The organism is Rickettsia hoogstraalii (assembly GCF_000825685.1).
In the GTDB taxonomy this organism is placed as follows: Bacteria; Pseudomonadota; Alphaproteobacteria; order Rickettsiales; family Rickettsiaceae; genus Rickettsia; species Rickettsia hoogstraalii.
Map to the genome: position 1 here is coordinate 1 of NZ_CCXM01000001.1, position 18,247 is coordinate 18,247.

An 18,247-nucleotide genomic window follows, 5' to 3' on the forward strand; every position below is an offset into this window, starting at 1 on the left:
TTTAATTCTTTTATTTTTTTATCATTCTCTAGAAATTCTTCTTTTAACTCACTAAACGTTCGATAGCTTAGCTGACTTAAATCCCCTTCATCTAAAATTTCGGTTAATTTTGTCATAATCTTATTGATTCCTTGCGGAATAACAAAACCAAATTCATGTAATAATCCCCTGATCTCATTAACAAGAGCTGTACGATTTTTTACCAATCTCTGTCTTACCCTATGAATAAATAAAATATCTTGTTGCTCTACAGTTTTGATAGGCACAAACCTCATATTAGGTCTTGCTACTGCCTCACATATTGCTTCTGCATCAGCTTGATCATTTTTATTAGTTTTAACATAAGGCTTAACAAATTGTGGAGCCATTAGTTTTACATTATGACCTAATTTTGTTAATTCTCTTGCCCAATAGCTAGAACCACCGCAAGCTTCCATGCCTACTAGACATCTTCTTGGTAAATTAGCCATAAAAGTTATAACCTGCTCTCTCATTAATTTTTTTTTTAATATTGTCTTACCATTTTTATCTACACCGTGAATTTGAAAAATTCTTTTTGCAATATCTATACCAATTGTGGTAACTTCCATATGGACCTCCTTATTGTTGTTTAGGATTCATTTCCTATCCTAGAAGATTAGCTTCTGCTTCTCATTCTGTATATAGGGTAGGTCCATACCATTATTTTGGAACATAAAAGGAGCATATGGATTTTTTAGAAAACGAAGAGAAACCCCGAAACCCTGAAAGGGCTTGGCGAGAGTGACGGGACTCGAACCCGCGACCTTCTGCGTGACAGGCAGACGCTCTAACCAACTGAGCTACACCCCCTTATACATAAGAGATAACAATATATATAACAATTCTTCTATTTCTACAAGAGTAAAATTATCTTATTTTATCAAAAAATATACAGCACCTAAACCTCTAAACATTCCTGCTTATTATTAATCCAAATTAGTCACTATTAGTTGAAGCCTTGAAAATTATTATACTTTTTAAGGACTTTGTTAAAAAAGAAAAACCTATTGGTTACATTTATATTAACAAAATCTTATTTTATTAATAATTATTAGAGGTTTTATATGACTAAACCATATGTCATTAAATTAACTACTCCTTTTGAGCGTATTAAACTTTATAATCCTATACCCGATATTGCTCTTAGAAGTGCTATTATTATGCAGGCAATAATAGATGCAACTAATACTTCTACCAAGAAAGAGGCAACAAAAGCAGAATATAACGCTAAAAAATGGCTTTTTGAAAATAATGAAAATTTTAATGCTACTTGCTTAGAAATAGGCATTGAGCCTAATTATGTAAGAAAGACTGCTAAAAAACTAATTAAATCGCAACAAAATAAGGATAAGCGTCCTAAACTCTACGGCTAAAGTTTAAATTAAATTAATTTGTAATAAAACTTGAAATTACTCTAAATATAAATTAATTATATAGGTGTTACTTAGTAACGCCTATATATTAATTATTTCAGATTATAAAGGTTATTTATGATTATTTCAGTTTCAGCTCAACATATTTCGATCGGTAATAGCTTACAAGAATATTCCAAAGAGAGGGCTACGCAAGTCGTTAAAAAATATTTTACCGATATAATAAATATAGATATACATTTTTCAAAAGAGGGAATTAACTTTAAATGTGATATTATAGTAAAATATGGCTCAGGTAAACATAATATAGTCAAAAGTAATGATAGTTGTAGCGATATATATGTAGCTTTTGATAAAGCTATGTCAAAACTAGAAAAACAGCTTAGAAAATATAAATCAAAATTCAAAAATCATCATGCTGGTAAAGTAAAAATATCAGAAATTGCTTACGAAGGTACCAAATATATTATTAATCCGCAATCTGATAGTGACACCTCTAACTCCGAAGATAATGATAATCCGGCAATTATCGCTGAAAAGCCTGTAGAAATATTAAAATTATCAGTAAAAGAAGCGGTAATGAAAATGGATTTAGAAGATTTACCTGCGGTAGTATTTAAAAATATCAATAATGATCGTATCAATATAGTTTATTATCGTAAAGACGGTAATATTTCCTGGGTAGATTATAATTAATGATTATTATCCCTTATAAGGAGTTACGCCAAGAATCGATAAAACTGCATATATTGCCGAAAGCAGCTCTTTAATAGGAGATGTTGAAATAGGTAGTAATTCAAGTATTTGGTTTAATACGGTTCTTAGAGGCGACGTTGAATCGATAAAAATAGGAAATAATACTAACGTACAAGACGGTAGTGTAATTCATACTTCAAGATTTAACAGACCGGTAGAAATAGGCGATAATATAACTATCGGTCATCTCTCTCTTATTCATGCCTGTACAATACATAATAATACTTTTATCGGTATGAGTACTACAATAATGGATTATGCAGTAATAGAAGAATATGCTTTTATTGCAGCAGGAAGCCTAATCCCCCCAAAGAAGATAATTAAATCTAAAGAATTATGGATGGGATCCCCTGCAAAATTTGTTAGATATTTAACTGATCAAGATTTAGAATATATGCAAGATAATGTAAGAAATTATGTAGAACTTGCAAATGTTTATAAAACTGGATCTCACTACAAGCTTCATAGTACCAACAGTTTTTGAAAATTCCTCGTCATTGCGAGGAGTTGCGTTAGCAACGACGCAGCAATCTTATGAGATAATATAAAAAAACTCCTAAGATTGCCACGCCAGCATAAATGCTGGCTCGCAATGACGATTTAGAGAGCTATAGAATCCTTAAATGCCTTAACCGTATTTTTAAGTAAAAAAGCAATAGTCATCGGTCCGATACCGCCCGGAACAGGAGTAATATATTTTACTTTAGATTTAACATTTTCAAAATCAACATCACCGATAATCTTATTGCCGCTAATTCTATTAATTCCTACATCAATTACTATAGATTCAGGATTAAAATATTCGGTAGTGAATTTTAAAGGTGACCCAATAGCCGCAACAACTATATCGGCTTTAGAAGTGATAGAGCTTAGATTTTGCGATTTGGAATGGCAAATAGTAACACTGCAATCTTCTTTTAACAATAATGCACTTAAAGGTTTACCTACTATATTCGAGCGTCCGATGATTACGGCATTTTTACCGCTTAAATTCGGTTCATATTTTTTTATAACTGCAAGACAACCAAGGGCAGTGCAGGATATAAAACCTTGACTATAGTCAAATGATTTGAATTCACTTACATCGTCACTCGTCGCTCTCCTATTAGTTATAGGCTTCGCTCCTTGCTCCTTGTAATTAAATCCAACTGATTTGACTATAATCCCGCTATGTAAGTAACCGACATTTAAAGGATGAAAACCATCTATATCTTTAGAGGGTGATACTGCTGATAAAATTTTATTTTTATCTATGGAGCTTGGCAAAGGAAGCTGAACTATAATTCCCGAAATCTCGTTATCAAGGTTTAACTCATTGATTTTCAATATTAAATCATCAGTATGAATAGTAGTAGATAGATTTACTAATAAAGTATCAATTCCTATTTTATGTGCATTTTTTATTTTATTTTTTACATAAATAATGCTTGCTGGATTATCGCCTACTAGTACTATAGCAAGCTTTGGTGAAGCGTTGGTTTGACTTTTAAGTTCTTGAATTTCTAGCTTTAAGTCTGCTAGTATCTCATTTGCTAACGCTTTACCGTCAATTATATTGTTCACTCTTATTTTTTTCTCCGTTCAGTTTTAATGTCATTGCGAAAAAATTACGTAAGTAATTGACGAAGCAATCCAGTTAAAAATTCTGTAAATCAGAATTTTTTTAATTATTTTCTAGATTGCCGCGTCGCCTACGGCTCCTCGCAAGGCATTGTTGCGTGGACTGGTTTATCCGTCATTGCGAGGAAAAACTGTAAGTTTTGACGAAGCAATCTCAGGATATTTGACGAGATTGCCACGCTCCTTACAGTCGCTCGCAATGACGGCTCGGTGTCACCCCGTGGCTTGACTACGGGATGACAGAGGTGAAATTGATCCACACAACAATACCTCCTCGCAATGACGATCTGCTCCTACTTCCTTTCCCCATACTTAGTGGTAGAATACTCAAAATGTAGAGCCTTGCCGTCAAATACTCTACTATAAGCATGATGAAGGCTGCTTGCCGCTTCAGCAAAACCTGTAAGAATCAGCTTAAGTTTACCGGCATAATGAGCAATATCGCCAATAGCGTAAATACCTTCTATATTAGTTTGATAATAGGAATTATCTACCTCTATATGGTGAAGCTTAACATTTAAACCCCAATTTGCTAAGCTACCTAAATCTTGTTTTAAACCAAAAAACGGTAGTAATATATTGGCATCTAATTTGCGAGTATTATTTTGTAGATCTTTAACTATAACCGATTGAAGTTCACTATTATTACCATCTAAAGCATTTAATTGATAACCGATTACTAACTCGATTTTACCGGTTTCTGCAATATGCCTTAATTGCCTTACGCTTTCAGGAGCTGCCGTAAATTTATCCCGCCTATGTACTAAATATATTTTATTTGCAATCTCCGAAAGAGAAATAGCCCAGTCAACAGCCGAATCCCCGCCGCCTGCTATAACTATATTTTTACCTGCAAATTTGCTTTTATCATTGATGAAATAAAAAACCGACTTGCTTTCAAAATCTTCAATATTTGCAAGGGGAGGTTTGTTTGGACCGAATGAACCTGCTCCTGCTGCAATAATAATAACTTTGCTTTTAATAAGAGTGTTTTTTGAGGTTTTAATTTCAAAAAAATCATCTTGTTTATTTAGCTCTATAGCTTGCTGATTTAAGTGATATACAGGCTTAAAAGGAGCTGCTTGAAGCTCTAATTGTTTTATTAGCTCTTCTGCTGCAATTTTAGGATAAGCCGGTATATCGTAAATAGGTTTTTCGGGATATAAGGTAATACACTGACCGCCAATAACTTCTTGTGCATCAATAACATGACATTTCATGCCAAGCATTCCAGCTTGAAAAACTGCAAATAATCCAACCGGACCGGCACCTATTATTACAACATCAGTATTATACATTACTTTTTATATTTAAATTTTAAAAAGGATTTTATTGGATATTGAGGAAATAATCAAATAGATATTGATTTAATATGTCCTAACTTAGCCCAATTAAGAATTTTTTGATCTCTAGTAAGTAGGGTGACTCCAAGGCATTTTGCTGTTGCTACAATAATTCTATCAGCCGGATCACCATGAAAATCATCCATAAGAGAAACGCTTTCAGCAGCAACCTCCGGAGAAATATCTTTAATAGATAATCCGTTGATGTTTGTTATAGAATTTAGAAAATCCTTTATAGGTTCATAAACATTAATACGCTTTTTAAAGTTAAGCATAGCTATTTCCCATAATGAAATAGAACTTAGGAATAATTGTGAACTTTCTTGAGCTAAATTGATTTTGTGTTTCGTTTGTTCTGATAGCTCTTCAGGTTGTAATAATGACCACAATAAAACATGGGTATATAATACTAAACCATTATTAATGTTCTGCATTCCATTTTTTCTTCTATTTGTTCTAATATATCCGCTTTTATTTCGGCTTTGTTTTTTAGCATACCAAATATTGAGATCTTTTCAGTATTTATAGGTAATATTTGTGCTACTTCTCTATCTCTTTTGGTAATTATAATAGATTCTTTATCTGTTTGTAATTTTTCTATTATCTCAAGACAATGAGATTTAAATTGACTTATTGCTATTTTAACAGCCATTTTTATACTCTGAAAAAATAAAACTATCATTATACTATAAATAGTCAAATAAAATAGTCAATTATATTTCTATTTATAACAAGCTAATTTGGGTTAGTGATATTAATTTTTTTTGTGGGGAAAATAATATCATAAACTCATATTTAAATATGACTATTTCTTAAACTAGCCTTGTAAAATCGTTAAAATTTGTCAAAGATTAATAATGAATATTAATTATTTTTATTAAAATTATGAAAAATAACTTTAAAATTCTACGAAATATTATCGGTTTTATTATCTTAACTATAAGTGCAGGAAATAGCTTCGCTTCATCTGCTAATGCTTTTTTCCTTGTTAGTGCAACAGTTTTACCGTCTTGTATAGTCACGGCTACACCTTTAGCTTTTGGTACGTATGTTCCAACTGCTGATTCTTTGCAAACAAACACACTTACTATAACTTGTACTTTAGGTACTAATTATACTGTTTCATTAAACGCTGGTACTGCACCTGCCGCTACAACAAATACTCGCAAAATGACAGGCCTCGTTAACACTACTAGCTATTTACCTTATAATCTTTATTCTAATGCAGCAAGAACTCAAAATTGGGGAAATCAATCAAGCGACTGGGTACCGGGAACAGGTACGGGATTACCTCAAACGCTCACAATATACGGAAAAATACCTCAAGGGGCAAATGTTCCTTCTGATACTTATAACGATACAATTACAGTAACCGTAGCATATTGATATTATGAAAAAATATTTTTTAAGATTTCTACCTATTCTATTTATATTATTTACTTTTAATGTTTTTGCTAGTGCCACTATCGTGCCTGTCAATATAGAGATAAGTAAAAATAATAAAATAGCAACTATGACGGTACAAAATAATGATTATACACCTAAAAAGTTTCAGCTACTTCTTTTAAAAACGTGTGTATGAAAACGGTACAGAAGAATATAAAGAAACTACGGATTTAGTGGCAACTCCGGTAACATTTACCTTGCATGGCGGTAAAACGCAATTGATACGCAATTGATACGGTTAGCTTTAAAAAATACACAGAATTTTTCTACTAGAGAAAAAGACTATAGAATCATATTAAGAGAATTACCTCGTAGAGTGAAGATAGAAAATAATATTAGCTCTACAGTAAATCTTGTTGTTCAACATAGTATACCTATAACAATATCAAGGTAATATCAATAGCAAATTATCTTTAACTTTAAATAAATAAGCTAATGTGCTTTTTAAATAAAATAATATCGGTTTTTATAGGTATTATTTTATTTATACCGCTAAGCTTTGCAGATGAAATTATCTCCGAATCTCTTGAAGACAATTTACCTCAAACCACAGCGGATACAAACGTGCATGAAGATAAAATGTTAGGACCATTGCCTAAATTGCCTCTAGAAGTAGAATTTGAGAATAGCTCTAATGAAGTTGCGGGTGACAACGAATTGATTGTTTCGCTAAAAGTTAATTATACCGAAACTGATATATTCCCAACTATAGTGCAAAACGCTCAAGGTCATTATTTAATTCCTCTTGAAGATATAGAACATTTTAATGTTCAAGAAGATTATCTTAAACAGGGCCTCGTGAACTATCACGATACTGCATATATTAATCTAGATTTGCTCGAAGATACTAAATATGATTTAAACTTCGAGAATTTAGATTTAAACATTACTTTTCCAGCGGAAAAAATGCAACCTCAATCATTTGATGCTTCAGGTGGTCCTATGCAAAATGTCGATACTAAACTTATTAGCGGTGCATATCTTAATTATGACATAACTCTTAACCAAAATGATGATATTAATTATTTAGCCGGAGTAGAGGAACTTAATTATTTTACTGAAAACGGCGTATATAGCTATAGTTTTTTATTTCAAACCGAAGCCGTTAAATCAAATTTTTCTAAAGTCAAAAATACTGCAAGAAACCAAAATAAATTTACACGTTTAGAAACAAATTGGATATATGAGAATGTAGATAAAATGACTAATTGGCGGGTAGGGGATAGCATAACTAAAGCATCTTCTTGGTCTAATTCAACTAGATTTGCCGGTATTCAGTATACTACTAATTTTGCGGTTAGACCGAATTTAGTTACTTATCCGTTACTGGATTTTAGAGGGAAATCAGAACTTCCAAGCAGTATAGAAATATTTTCAAATAGTGTGCCTATATATAATGCTAAAGCTCATATGGGGGATTTTGACGTAACAAACATTCCGGTTATTACCGGTAGAGGTGACTTAATAGTTAAAACTCAAGATATAACCGGTAAAGTTCAAACAATCACCATTCCTTATTATGCCTCACCGAGTTTACTGCGCGAAGGGCTTTCAAATTTTTCTTATGAAGCAGGATTTCAAAGACAAGATTTTGCGATATATAGCAATGATTATAAATATTTAGTTCTAAATACCGATTATATGCTTGGTATGAATGATTATTTAACAAGCGGCGGACATTTTGAATTTTTAAAAAATAATGGAGCAGTAGGGGTAACTAATAACTTAAAAATCGGAAATTTTGGAATTATAGGCATTTCAGCTGCAAGTAATATCAAAAATTTCGGTCGTTCTCAAAGAATTAATTGCGGTTATACTTATGAATCGGAATATTTTGACATTAATAGTAATTTAGATTGGAATAATAAAAATTATAAAGATGTATATATTTATCCCGATAAAACTTTCTCAAGTTTAAATTATCAGATTTCAGTTAGCTGCGATAATACCGATTTTGGTAATATAAGTGTTAATTTTTTGTCTTTTGTCGTAAATAACACAATAACAACAAGGTAAACGTACAAATATAATATCATCGACTTATCAAAGGAATATTACTAAAAAAGGTTTCTTAAGTTTTACTATAGGTACTGATTTAAACAGTAAACGTAAAAATAATTTTGCCTATATGTCATTTAACTTCAATTTAGACGGTAACAAAAGTATTTCAATCAAAATAAATATCATACGAAGCAACTTGGTATTTCTTCACCGGTTACCTCAAATATGGGATGGGGATATATGCTAATATAATTAAAGCTAAAGCTACAAACTATAACGTACAGCTTAATCGTAACGGTAAAAATAACGATATTGGAATTTATCTGCAGAAAAATGATATCGAAACAATGAAACAGTTTAATATCAAAGGAGGTATTGTCTCTATTGATAAAAGCTATTATGTGACGAGACCGATTACCGGAGGTCTTGCTTTGATTAAAGTAAATAGTTTTAAAAATGTCGGAGTTTATAATAACAATCTATTAGCCGGCTATACTGATGATAAAGGTAAAATGCTTGTACCAAACGTAACACCCTATGTTCCTTCTGAAATAAGATTAGATGATGAAAATCTACCTCTTAATACCGAGTTTGAGGAAATTGCTTTGAAAGTTGCTCCAAAAACAAAATCAGCAGTATTATTAGACTTCAATGTTAGAATGATTAAAAGTGTTGAAATGACTATGTTTGATAGTAATAAACATTTTATTTTGTTTGATAGTACGGTTAATATTGAAGGTTTAGACGAGGAAATATTTGTAGGTTATGATGGTAAGGTTTATATCAATGATATTAAAAACCTTGAAGTATTAAACGGTTCTATTTGTGATGAGAATGAAGAGAATAATAGATGCTGTCATTTTAGTGTACCGGTTAATAGAGACTTAAACGACCCTGTAATTGATTTAGGCGAAGCGATATGCAAATGAAGACTTTGTTGTACGAATACCAAATCGTCATTGTGAGGAGGTGTTGTTGCGTGAACCTATTTATCCGTCATTGCGAGCGCCTGCAAGGAGCGTGGCAATCTCAGGACTTTAGCATGAGATTGCTTCGTCAATTACTTCGTAATTTCCTCGCAATGACGATGATGCTTATTATACCGGGAAATGCTACGGCTTTGCTTGCAACATGTAATCCGTCAGTTCCAACCGTAAATTTCGGTACTTTTAATGCAGGGGTAGTGCGAACAACTTCCGTTACTGCCTCAGTTACATGTAGTGCTTTATTATCGCTGCTTGTTAGCTATACCGTAACTTTTAGTACTGGTTCCGCTAATATTTATAATCCAAGAAATATGGTTAACGGGGTACGTAAGCTGAATTATAATTTATACAAAGATGCAGCTTTTACTCAAATACTCGGTAACGGGACTAGTAGTACGGTAACATTTACCGATAGCTATACGTTAGGTCTTGGACCGGTCACAAAAAACTATACCGTATATGCACGCCTGCCGTCACAACTTCTTGCCGCTGCTGGGACGTTTCAAGACACTATTACCGTAACCGTAACCCAACCATAGCTATATAATAAAAAATCTTTAAAATCAAAATTCTTCAGCCTAGATTCTAACTTTGTTGCTTGCACAAATTGATTCACAGGATGCTGGACATTACCATCCGGTATTAGGAAGTTGTATTTTTATTATAACATCAAAAACAATTTAAGTTTTATATTACATAATTATTAATTTTAATTAATAATTATAATAATGTTATTACTATAACTACATCTAGTATTTTGTAGTTACTTAGGCTCTGTACATTTTTGATAGAATAATCTTAATTATGGTTATTTTTTGCTGCAAATTATAAGGTTTTTTTGAAATATGAATAACTATTTCTGCAAAAAAAGCAAAAGTACACAGAACCAATATTTTTAACTTAAATAAAGGTCGAATTTATGAAAAATGAAAAACAACAAAATCAACCAGCTCCAAAACATGGTCGAATAATATTCCCTCTTTACACAATGGGAAAAGTTTGTGTAGATAAGAAGCTAATAAATGAAGAGTGGAAACTTAACGGATTTGAAACAGGGAAAGGAAGTAATGAGCGTTTTGGAAATGATGTTGTAGGGGAACCGCTACCATTAGATGGGCATATCCTTAATGGTGGGCGTACAGATGATACAGATTGGGTAAATGCTACCAATGAAGAAATAGAGCGGAATTAAAAGATTCAACGTTTAACTGGATAAACTTTGCTATACCATTAGAAGGTGAGAAAAAGCTTACAATAGAATGGGATTATACTGCATCACATAAAACTCGCGGTTATATAGTGCAAATGACAAAGGCAGAGTTTACCTTTGAAAATAGACTGAAACACGATGATTTAGAAGAAATTTATAGTGAACTTTCTGATAAATTCCCTTACTGAGATCACACATTAGCTCCTTCTAAAACGATTGAAGTAGCTTTTCCGGACAGAGACCCAGGATATTATGTTGTAGAAGTTGATTGGATAGTAGCCGATACACCACGTAAATTTGTTTCATCGTTTATTGTTGAATATAAGGATGAGGTTTCACCAATAGGTCTTAATACGAATGATGGAGAATGCCTTTAACGTTATTCCTGCGTAGATAAGGGCTTGTTGCATGGATACTCAAGTCGTCATTGCGAGGAAATTACGAAGTAATTGTACGTCCGCAATCTCAGGAGTTTGTTATTATTTCATGAGATTGCCACGCAAGTACTACGACTGCTCGCAAGGCATTGTTGCGTAGACCGATAAAACCCACTGTGTCACCCCGTGGCTTGACCACGGGGTCCATAAAAACAATAAAAAATACTAATAATTTTAGTATTTTTAACTGGATCCCGTGGTCAAGCCACGGGATGACAGAGGTGAAGTTGGTCCACGCAACAACGCCTGCTCGCAATGAAGGGGCGGTATCCACACAACGTTGCCTTACTTCCGCATGATAAGACTGCGTGTGCCTTAAGAAAGCATAAATAGTAATCAAGAGTGATTTGTGTCAAGTCAAAAATCTAAAAAAAAATAAATATTTATATTGAATAAATTATTATTCTCGTGTCTACTTAGGTGAAGATTCTATACACTAAATATGGTGTCATTTTTTCAAAATAAGCATTATAAATAACGCCTACAACCCCATTAGTACCTATAATGAACACGCTTAAAAAAAATAAATTTCAAATAACTATAAACAACAACCATAATAATTTACTTACTCCTTTCGGTAAAGCTATTCTGCGAGATCGATATCTTATGAAAGGTGAGGATTTTCAAGATTTATTTGCAAGAGTTTCTAGTTATTATGCCGAAAATAAACAGCATGCTCAGAAGCTATATGAATATATGAGTAAAATGTGGTTTATGCCGGCAACACCAATCTTAAGTAACGGCGGAACGGATAGGGGGCTTCCTATTTCATGCTTCTTAAATGAGACCGATGACAGCTTAGACGATATAGTAAATTTATGGACGGAAAATGTTTGGCTTGCTGCACGCGGCGGCGGGATTGGAAGTTATTGGGGTAATGTTCGTTCTATTAATGAAGGGATTCGTGATAAAGGTCATTCATCCGGTATTATACCGTTTATTAAAGTAATGGATTCTATGACTCTTGCTATTTCGCAAGGTTCTATTAGACGAGGTTCATCAGCTGTATATCTGCCTATTAATCACCCTGAAATTGAAGAATTTATTGATATAAGACGTCCGACAGGTGGGGATGTTAACCGAAAAGCTCTTAATATTCATCACGGTATAGCTATAACCGATGAATTTATGAAAGCCGTTGAAAACAATACAGATTTTGACCTTATTAGTCCTGCTACCAAAAAAGTCGTAAATAAAGTTAGAGCAAGAGATTTATGGGTTAAATTATTAACTACTAGAATAGAAACGGGTGAGCCTTACTTGTTATTTATCGATAGTGTTAACAAATCCGTACCTGAGCATCATAAAAAATTAGGGCTTCAAGTTAAAATGTCCAATCTTTGTAGCGAAATTACATTGCCGACGGGAATTGACCATTTAGGAAAGTCAAGAACTGCCGTTTGCTGCCTTTCTTCTTTAAATTTAGAGTATTATGAAGAGTGGAAAGATGATAAAGAATTTATCCATTCTATTATGTTGTTCCTTGATAATGTTTTAGAAGACTTTATTAATAAAGCACCGGATACTATGGCAAGAGCTAAATATTCGGCTTTGCGTGAGCGAAGCGTTGGACTTGGCGTAATGGGATTCCACTCATTTTTGCAAATGAAAAAAGTACCGATAGAATCGGTTATGGCAAAAGTTTGGAATAAAAAAATATTTGAATATATATCTGCTGAAGCTGATAAAGCCTCAATAGAAATCGGTAAAGAAAAAGGAGCATGTCCTGATGCTCTAGATGCAGGAAGTAATGAACGATTTAGCAATAAAACTGCAATAGCACCCACCGCTTCAATTTCGGTAATAGCAGGTAATGCCTCACCCGGAATAGAGCCGTTTGCCGCTAATAGCTTTGTACAAAAGACTTTAACCGGTTCTTTTAACGTGCGTAACAAACATTTAGAAAAGTTATTAGAAGAGAAAGGATTTAATAATGATCAAGTTTGGTCTTCGATTGCAACACATGAAGGATCAGTACAACATTTAACATTTTTATCCGAAGAAGAAAAACAGGTTTTCAAAACCGCTTACGAAATTGATCAGAATTGGCTAATTGAACTGGCAAGCGATCGTACTCCTTACATTACGCAGGCACAATCTTTAAACATCTTTTTACCGGGAAATGTTAGTAAGAAATATTTAAATAACATTCATTTTAAAGCCTGGAAAAAAGGAGTAAAAAGTTTATATTACTGTAGATCGACATCAATACAGCGAGCCGATAAAGTGTCGCATGATGTATTAAAAGCAGATTTTAAAGATTTAGAGAAACAAAACGATAAGTTAGCAGAAGCCGGTAATTACGAAGAATGCTTAGCTTGTCAGTAAGTATACTCGGTGAATTTCAAAAATTGGCTACGTCGTTCTACAAGAGCTGTGGCACTCACGTATTAAGTATACGCTCTGCTCCTCGCCTTGTGAACTCCTTGCTCTTTTTGAAATTGACCTTCGTCTACTTTTTACTTTGGAGTATATAATATAACTATGCAAAGATATTTAGACCCAACGAATGATGTAGCATTTAAAAAGTTGTTTACGGATAAAACAAGGTTAATAAGCTTTCTTAATAATATTATGAGGCTACCTGAAGAGTTAAATCAAAAAAGTAAGTATAAGCAGGGTAGAGAAGATGAAAAATTTGAAATAGCAAAAAGCTTATTAAATGAAGCAGTTGATATAAATATTATATCAAAAACAACAGGATTATCTGTAGAAGAAATTGAGCGATTAAAGGAGAACAATTTAAAATGACAGAGCAAACAATATTAGAAAAACATAAAGAAACAATTGAAAAAAATATAAACATATTATTGCTACAAAACAAGATTGATGATGAAACTGAAATAAATTCCTTTAGGGAAAAATATAAAAGAAATTTTGTTAAAGGCTTTATTGAAGGATATAAGGAAGAAGGAGAACGAATAGCAAAAAAAATGCTAATTAAAGGAATGTTGCTAGAAGATATTATTGAGCTTACAGAATTATCTCCAGAAGAAATAGAAAAAATAAAAGAATCAAAATAAAAGAAAAATTATGTCACTACTTGATGCAAGTCCAATTTATAAACCGTTTTCATATCCATGGGCGTATGAAGCTTGGCACACTCAACAAAAAATTCATTGGCTACCGGAAGAAGTACCGCTTGCCGACGATGTTAAAGATTGGAAATATAACTTAACTCCAGGGGAAAAACATCTATTAACGCAAATATTTCGTTTTTTTACACAGGCAGATATTGAAGTAAATAATTGCTATATGAAGCATTATTCACGAGTATTTAAACCGACTGAAATATTAATGATGTTATCGGCATTTTCTAATATGGAAACGGTACATATTGCAGCATATTCACATTTACTTGATACGGTAGGTATGCCGGAAGTAGAATATTCAGCATTTCTTAAATATAAGGAAATGAAAGACAAGTATGATTATATGCAGCAATTTGGAGTGGATACCAAAGAAGATATAGCAACTACACTCGCAGTATTTGGAGCTTTTACTGAAGGATTACAGCTATTTGCTTCTTTTGCGATTATGCTTAATTTCCCTCGTTTTAATAAAATGAAAGGTATGGGTCAGATTATTGCTTGGTCAGTGCGTGATGAAACACTTCATACTAATTCAATTATTACTCTGTTCAAGACTTTTGTAAGAGAGAATCCTGAAGTTTGGACGGAAACTTTACGTAAACGTATTTATGAAGCTTGTACGACTATTGTGCATTTTGAAGATGCCTTTATTGAACTTGCTTTTGAAGTCGGCGGTATTGAGGGGTTAACGGCATATGAAGTAAGACAATATATTCGTTATATTGCCGATCGTCGTTTAATGCAGCTAGGACTCAAAGATGTATATTTGGTAAATCATAACCCGCTTCCTTGGCTTGATGAAATGCTAAATGGAGTCGAGCATACGAACTTTTTTGAAAATAGAGCGACTGAATATTCAAAAGCAGCGACTACGGGTTTATGGGAAGAAGTATTCACTGATATGGACGCCAAAAGCGGAGGCTAAATAATATACTCAGATAGAACTTAAAAAAATTGGTAGCCATGTCTTCGTAAGTCCTCGGATGCTGAACATGTTGTGTCGAAGTATACATATTAACAACAAGAATAAAAAAAATTAAAATACCTAATCTTTATTTTTAAAAATTTCGAGTAATTTTATGGCTGTTATAAATAATAAAAACTATCAAAAAGTTGTAGAAAAAGTTTTATCTTCTTCTAAAGCTAATAAAGTATTAAAGAGTGCAATTAAGGACTTAACGTCTTCAAAGAGTATAAGTTTAAGAACGATGTTACTCGGAGCAAGGTTTGTTTTAACTAATCCTGTAAATAGTTATAATCTTATTAAGCTTGCTAAATCCTCTAATATATATCTTGATCCGGAATTTCAAAAATCACTTCTTGAAAAATCTCCAATATGGGAATTTTTAAAAAAACATTCAGATGATTTGCCTAAAATAGGTCAAATCTTAGCAAATGCGGGCTTTAGAGAATTTCAAGATAAGAGTGCTTTAGATGAAAAGGGACTCGAAATACTAAAAGAATGTTTTAAAAATGAAAAAGTACTTAAAAAACTTCAAGAAATTGCAGTTGAAGTAAAGCAAGAGCTACCGGACTGGAATAAAGTGACTTCTAGAACTTTAGATATGCTGGTTACCGATAAAAATTTCAAAAAATTCTTTAATGAAAAGAGCGAAGATATTACAAATTATATACGCACCGGAGCAACTGAAATACTTTCAAGCGATTATATAAAAACTTTTGATGATATATTACAAAAACCCGAAAAGAAAAATTTATATTCATTAGTTATCAAAATATTTAATGAACATCCTGATTTTAAACAAGAACTAGCTGAAAATATAAATAATACTCATTCTCTAAAAAGATTTAATAAGTTATCTCCTGAAAAACAAATAATTATTGAAAATTTCTTAGCAGAAGTAAAAGAACAAACTAAACCTTTCTTAAAACAACATTTTGAAAGCTACAAAATTGATCTTAAAATTTTAGATATTATTCCTACTTTATTAAATAAAATTCCTGAGACAAAAGAGATTTTTGATACTCTTAATGCTCCAAATCAAGGTGTAATGATATCTCTTGAAAAATCCTTAGAAATGGTAGCGGGTGATGATAAATTAAAAAGTTTTTTTGCTAATAATAAAACAATCTTACCAAATATTGCTTTAGGTATTATTGAAAATGCTCCTAGCGTACAAAGCATAACAAAAGAATATAATTTTGATAAACAAATGCTTAGTATAGTAGGCGAAGTTATGTCAAAGCCGGAAATTGCTCATGAGATTATTGCAGACTTAAATAAAGGCGATTATATGAGTTTAACCGGTAATATAATCTCTGCCCTTAATGATCATTCATTTAAATTAAAAGATATATTAGTAGAGCAAAGTAAAGAAGGTCTATTTGATAATTTAATTACAGGAGTTTTAGAACAAGATGAAAAAAATAGCCAAACTATAAAACAACAACTTATAAATTACGGTCTGGAAGCGAGTGATATTACAAAGCTAACGAGCATAATGCCTATATTACTTGATAAACCTGAGTCATTAAAAAAGGTTTTTCGAGATTTTATTAAAGGTGATTATACGGGAATGGCAAAAGAGTTAATAATTTTAACTAAAGACAATCCTGAAATTAAAGAATATTTAAACAATAATAGAGAAATATTTGCAAGTATTTTAGATAAAACTTTAGTGGACATACCCGGTATAAATAACCTTGATAAGAAAGAATTATATAATGTACTTCCATCAATGTTAAACCATCCTGATGAATTAGTTAAAGTTATAGAAGAGGTTGAACAAAGTAATTATCGTGGGGCCGCTAGTGCTATATATAATCTAGCTCAAAAAACCAATTATTTTGAAAGGCAATTGCCGAATATTATAAAAGCAGGTTTTAACTATTATGCTACTGAAAAAGTAAAAGACGTATTTAGTCCATCACAAGATTTTAAAGATAAAACTATAGATGAAATTACTCTTAGAAATAATTTAAATAAAATACAAAATGGAAAATTTAGCTTAGAGGGAGCTATATTAGTAGGTAATTTATCTAATATTGACTTCTCAGGCGTATCATTAAAAAATGCAGATTTAACTAAAGTAACTTCTTTAAAAGATTGTAATTTTAAAAATACTAATTTAGCAGAGGCTAAATTACCCGATAATTTAATACTACTTACTGATACTTACAATCTCGATAAGGCTATCCCTCCTTTAGCACCTGAACTAATTAAAGAACAACAAGCAAAATTAATTGATAAGGCAATTGATAAAGTATTTTTACAAGTACGAGCCGAAGAAAAAAGAAATTTACTTAGTAAAAAAGAATTTGCTCAACAGGTAAATATATTATGCGAAGAAAATCAAGCTGTTAAAGACTATATTATAGAAAAACTAAATTCGCTACCTATGAATATGGTTACTAACCTAGCTACTCCTAAAACAAATCAATATAAACATATTACAAATCATGTAAATTCTCCATTACAAATATTGAACCCTTTATATGAAAATATTGCAAATAAACAAGATATTAAGAGTAATTTATTGGCAAATATTTTAAGCGAGAAAATATCACAAAAACTTTTTGATAAAGGTGATAATAGAGGTGAAGATTTTTACATGATTAATCAGATGCTAAAACCTATCGTTTCTGAATATTCTAAAGAGAATCCCGATAATATAAATAATTTTTTAGAGCTGAAAAATCTCGAAAAGTTAGCAAGTAATATTGCCTCTACTTTAAATTCTAAATCTAAATATACTTGGGCAGGCACTATTACCGGTGGAATTTATTTACCAAAAGAAATCTTCAATGAACAGTTAAAAGATAATTTTAAAAATGAGTTTGAAAATATTAATAAATTAAACGTTTTAAAAGAAGCAAAAAATATAGTTTCAAATTTAGATAGTAAAGTGCATATAGTAGATAATCACGATAAATCACATACTTACGAATCATTACCTACAAAAAATAAAAAAAATACACAGATAACTCCATAAATCTTAGAC

Annotated in this window: 16 protein-coding genes, 1 tRNA gene and 6 pseudogenes; 15 read left to right on the top strand and 8 right to left on the bottom strand. The window is 31.9% G+C overall.

Features of this window, described 5'->3' with window-relative positions; translation table 11 throughout:
• A partial coding sequence (locus tag BN1174_RS00005) for an IS110 family RNA-guided transposase (RefSeq protein WP_040255589.1) occupies nt 1-590 on the bottom strand: 590 nt, incomplete at its 3' end.
• A 164-nt stretch (nt 591-754) separates the two neighbouring features.
• Nucleotides 755-831, bottom strand: a tRNA-Asp gene (locus BN1174_RS00010).
• A 254-nt stretch (nt 832-1,085) separates the two neighbouring features.
• Here BN1174_RS00010 and BN1174_RS00015 point away from each other — a divergent pair.
• The 3 genes and pseudogenes from BN1174_RS00015 to BN1174_RS08040 all read left to right on the top strand — a co-directional run bounded on the left by BN1174_RS00015 (nt 1,086) and on the right by BN1174_RS08040 (nt 2,634).
• The gene (locus tag BN1174_RS00015) at nt 1,086-1,394 is read left to right on the top strand and encodes a hypothetical protein (protein WP_040255591.1); all 309 of its coding nucleotides are present in this window, start codon (nt 1,086-1,088) and stop codon (nt 1,392-1,394) included.
• Between the two features lie 117 nt (nt 1,395-1,511).
• Complete coding sequence (gene hpf, locus BN1174_RS00020; protein WP_040255593.1) at nt 1,512-2,090, top strand: ribosome hibernation-promoting factor, HPF/YfiA family; 579 nt, start codon at nt 1,512-1,514, stop codon at nt 2,088-2,090.
• A pseudogene (locus BN1174_RS08040) lies at nt 2,090-2,634 on the top strand (gamma carbonic anhydrase family protein). The gene hpf and the pseudogene BN1174_RS08040 overlap by 1 nt, the downstream one beginning before the upstream one ends.
• Nucleotides 2,635-2,750: 116 nt before the next feature.
• Here BN1174_RS08040 and BN1174_RS12465 read toward each other — a convergent pair.
• The 5 genes and pseudogenes from BN1174_RS12465 to BN1174_RS00045 form a co-directional block, all read right to left on the bottom strand.
• Nucleotides 2,751-3,206, bottom strand: a pseudogene (locus tag BN1174_RS12465) (bifunctional methylenetetrahydrofolate dehydrogenase/methenyltetrahydrofolate cyclohydrolase); the annotation flags it as partial.
• A gap of 105 nt (nt 3,207-3,311) precedes the next feature.
• Nucleotides 3,312-3,713 (bottom strand): annotated as a pseudogene (locus tag BN1174_RS12475) (tetrahydrofolate dehydrogenase/cyclohydrolase catalytic domain-containing protein); the annotation flags it as partial.
• 350 nt (nt 3,714-4,063) lie between these two features.
• Nucleotides 4,064-5,068 carry an NAD(P)/FAD-dependent oxidoreductase gene (locus tag BN1174_RS00035; protein WP_040255597.1) on the bottom strand — a complete coding sequence of 335 codons (1,005 nt, stop codon included), beginning with the start codon at nt 5,066-5,068 and terminating at the stop codon, nt 4,064-4,066.
• A gap of 53 nt (nt 5,069-5,121) precedes the next feature.
• Entirely contained in the window at nt 5,122-5,547 is a 426-nt protein-coding gene (locus BN1174_RS00040; RefSeq protein ID WP_040255600.1) for a type II toxin-antitoxin system VapC family toxin, read from the bottom strand.
• Nucleotides 5,523-5,765 carry a type II toxin-antitoxin system Phd/YefM family antitoxin gene (locus tag BN1174_RS00045; protein WP_156138401.1) on the bottom strand — a complete coding sequence of 81 codons (243 nt, stop codon included), beginning with the start codon at nt 5,763-5,765 and terminating at the stop codon, nt 5,523-5,525. The genes BN1174_RS00040 and BN1174_RS00045 overlap by 25 nt, the downstream gene beginning before the upstream one ends.
• Before the next feature lie 233 nt (nt 5,766-5,998).
• Here BN1174_RS00045 and BN1174_RS00050 point away from each other — a divergent pair, with 233 nt between their 5' ends.
• The 7 genes and pseudogenes from BN1174_RS00050 (at nt 5,999) to BN1174_RS11115 (ending at nt 10,944) form a co-directional block, all read left to right on the top strand.
• On the top strand, nt 5,999-6,499 hold the full coding sequence (locus BN1174_RS00050; protein ID WP_040255602.1) for a Csu type fimbrial protein: 501 nt from the start codon (nt 5,999-6,001) through the stop codon (nt 6,497-6,499).
• A 127-nt stretch (nt 6,500-6,626) separates the two neighbouring features.
• Nucleotides 6,627-6,953: pseudogene (locus BN1174_RS12480) on the top strand (fimbria/pilus periplasmic chaperone).
• A 41-nt stretch (nt 6,954-6,994) separates the two neighbouring features.
• Nucleotides 6,995-8,575 carry a fimbria/pilus outer membrane usher protein gene (locus tag BN1174_RS11110; protein ID WP_231555682.1) on the top strand — a complete coding sequence of 527 codons (1,581 nt, stop codon included), beginning with the start codon at nt 6,995-6,997 and terminating at the stop codon, nt 8,573-8,575.
• Nucleotides 8,576-8,790: 215 nt separating this feature from the next.
• Nucleotides 8,791-9,489, top strand: coding sequence for a fimbria/pilus outer membrane usher protein (locus tag BN1174_RS08055; protein WP_082022229.1), 699 nt, complete (start codon nt 8,791-8,793; stop codon nt 9,487-9,489).
• Between the two features lie 161 nt (nt 9,490-9,650).
• Nucleotides 9,651-10,157, top strand: a pseudogene (locus BN1174_RS00085) (spore coat protein U domain-containing protein).
• A gap of 308 nt (nt 10,158-10,465) precedes the next feature.
• Nucleotides 10,466-10,738, top strand: coding sequence for a hypothetical protein (locus BN1174_RS00090; protein ID WP_040255604.1), 273 nt, complete (start codon nt 10,466-10,468; stop codon nt 10,736-10,738).
• Between the two features lie 62 nt (nt 10,739-10,800).
• Entirely contained in the window at nt 10,801-10,944 is a 144-nt protein-coding gene (locus BN1174_RS11115; RefSeq protein ID WP_156138551.1) for a lytic polysaccharide monooxygenase auxiliary activity family 9 protein, read from the top strand.
• Between the two features lie 277 nt (nt 10,945-11,221).
• Here BN1174_RS11115 and BN1174_RS10455 read toward each other — a convergent pair whose 3' ends face one another.
• A complete protein-coding gene (locus BN1174_RS10455) occupies nt 11,222-11,533 on the bottom strand; it encodes a hypothetical protein (protein ID WP_197062011.1) in 312 nt (103 codons plus the stop codon).
• A 164-nt stretch (nt 11,534-11,697) separates the two neighbouring features.
• Between BN1174_RS10455 and BN1174_RS00100 the strand changes: the two genes are divergently transcribed.
• The 5 genes and pseudogenes from BN1174_RS00100 (at nt 11,698) to BN1174_RS00120 (ending at nt 18,238) form a co-directional block, all read left to right on the top strand.
• Nucleotides 11,698-13,521 (top strand): ribonucleoside-diphosphate reductase subunit alpha, encoded by a 1,824-nt coding sequence (locus BN1174_RS00100; RefSeq protein WP_040255606.1) that lies wholly within the window; start codon nt 11,698-11,700, stop codon nt 13,519-13,521.
• 156 nt (nt 13,522-13,677) lie between these two features.
• A pseudogene (locus tag BN1174_RS13310) lies at nt 13,678-13,788 on the top strand (Rpn family recombination-promoting nuclease/putative transposase); the annotation flags it as partial.
• 152 nt (nt 13,789-13,940) lie between these two features.
• The gene (locus BN1174_RS00110) at nt 13,941-14,216 is read left to right on the top strand and encodes a hypothetical protein (RefSeq protein ID WP_040255610.1); all 276 of its coding nucleotides are present in this window, start codon (nt 13,941-13,943) and stop codon (nt 14,214-14,216) included.
• A gap of 10 nt (nt 14,217-14,226) precedes the next feature.
• Nucleotides 14,227-15,210 carry a ribonucleotide-diphosphate reductase subunit beta gene (locus BN1174_RS00115; RefSeq protein ID WP_040255612.1) on the top strand — a complete coding sequence of 328 codons (984 nt, stop codon included), beginning with the start codon at nt 14,227-14,229 and terminating at the stop codon, nt 15,208-15,210.
• Nucleotides 15,211-15,364: 154 nt separating this feature from the next.
• A complete protein-coding gene (locus BN1174_RS00120) occupies nt 15,365-18,238 on the top strand; it encodes a pentapeptide repeat-containing protein (RefSeq protein ID WP_040255614.1) in 2,874 nt (957 codons plus the stop codon).
• The last annotated feature ends 9 nt before the right edge of the window (nt 18,239-18,247 follow it).